At 58.5% G+C, this 1,569-nt stretch carries 3 protein-coding genes; all 3 read right to left on the reverse strand.

Annotation, left to right across the window (positions count from 1 at the left end):
- A partial coding sequence (locus tag A2I95_RS36730) for a GTP-binding protein (RefSeq protein ID WP_291737418.1) occupies positions 1-105 on the reverse strand: 105 nt, incomplete at its 3' end.
- Between the two features lie 220 nt (positions 106-325).
- Positions 326-1,342 carry a Fe(3+) ABC transporter substrate-binding protein gene (locus tag A2I95_RS36735; RefSeq protein WP_291737416.1) on the reverse strand — a complete coding sequence of 339 codons (1,017 nt, stop codon included), beginning with the start codon at positions 1,340-1,342 and terminating at the stop codon, positions 326-328.
- A 43-nt stretch (positions 1,343-1,385) separates the two neighbouring features.
- The coding region (locus A2I95_RS36740) for a hypothetical protein (RefSeq protein WP_291737417.1) at positions 1,386-1,569 on the reverse strand (184 nt) is incomplete at its 5' end.

A 1,569-nucleotide genomic window follows, 5' to 3' on the forward strand; every position in this document is an offset into this window, starting at 1 on the left:
CACGGTCAGTTTCAATCCGTGATCTTCGGCTAATAGGCGGTTGATTAACGTGGTCTTACCAGCGCCCAGATAGCCGCTGATTATCGTTACCGGCAACCGGTTCATACGCTCTGTTCCTCCAGAGCGCGGAAAGCCCTCGACTGCATGATTCCCCCCGAAATTCAAGATGCGGGAATCTATAGGCCGGTGACCCGAACGGGTCTAGCAAAAGCTCTGTCAGCTTCAATCTTTCGTCAGGGGACGTGCCTGTGTTTCTGTGGAACCAGCAGCTGTAAAAAAAGCGCGGCCCAAGCCGCGCTTTTTACGTGTTGGCTGACGGCTGGACTTACTTCCAGCCAGCGTTGTTGAAGATCTTCTGTGCATCGGGAAGATTCTTGGCAACGTCCGAAAGGCTCACGTCATCCGGCTTGAAGTGGCCAAGCGCTGCGATCGAGGGGGCCAGGCCGACGCCGGGCACCGCCGGGTATTCGTCATTCCCGGCCGAGAAATACGCTTGGGCGGAATCACCGGCGAGATATTCCAGGAACTGGATGGCGTTTTCCTTGTTCGGCGCATGGGCTGCCACACCGCCGCCCGAGAGGTTCATATGCGCGCCTTCTGTATTCTGCGAGGGAAACAGCCAGCCGATCTGATCGCGGCCGTCCGAGATGCCCTTGACGTTTTTGCGGATCGAACGTGCGAAGTAGTAGGTGTTGGCCACCGCGATATCGCATTCGCCTGAGATGATGCCGCGCATCTGGTCAGTGTCGCCGCCCTGCGGGTCGCGGGCCATGTTGGCGACGACGCCCTCAGCCCATTCCCGGGCTTTTTCGGTGCCGTGGTGAGTCACGATCGAGGCCAAAAGGGTCTGGTTGTAAGTGTTCTTGGAAGATCGGATGCAGACCTGGCCTTTGTATGCGGGGTCTGCCAGATCCAGATAGGTGAGCGGCGGGTTGGCCACTTCATCCTTGTCATAGAAGATGATCCGTGAGCGTTGGCTGAAGCCGAACCACTGATTGTCCTCATCCTGCAGATAGGCGGGCACGCGGGCTTCCAGTACATCGCTGTCGATGCTTTGCAGCACACCGGCGTCCTTGGCGCGCGTCAGACGCGAGGTGTCGACGGTGATCAGGATGTCGGCAGGGGAATTCTCACCTTCGGCGTTCATCCGGGCGATCAGCTCGTCCGCGTTGCCTTCGATGCGGTTGATGGTGATGCCGGTGGCCGCTTCGAATTCCGAATAGAGCTGTTCGTCGGTGTCATAGTGGCGCGACGAATAGATGTTCAGCTCGCCTTCGGCGGCAGCTGAGGTGGCAATGGCAGCGGTCAGGGCGCCGGCCAGTACGGTGGTGGCTTTCAGCATTGTATGTCCCGTTCTTCTGTGGCTTTTATTCCGACTGAAATAGTCAATTAAAGCAATTGACAGAAGATGCAACGGATTTCCGACTGAAATACTTGGTGAGTTCCCGGCCTGGGCTGGCGGCAACTGAGAGCAGGCGGGCAGGAGCTAAAGAGGAGGGGCAGATGCCGGGGCGCGCTCCCGCCTGCTGCTGGACTTTTGGCAAAGCCCGCTCCGGTTGGGCGTGGCAC

The sequence above is a fragment of the Leisingera sp. F5 genome (assembly GCF_001593695.1).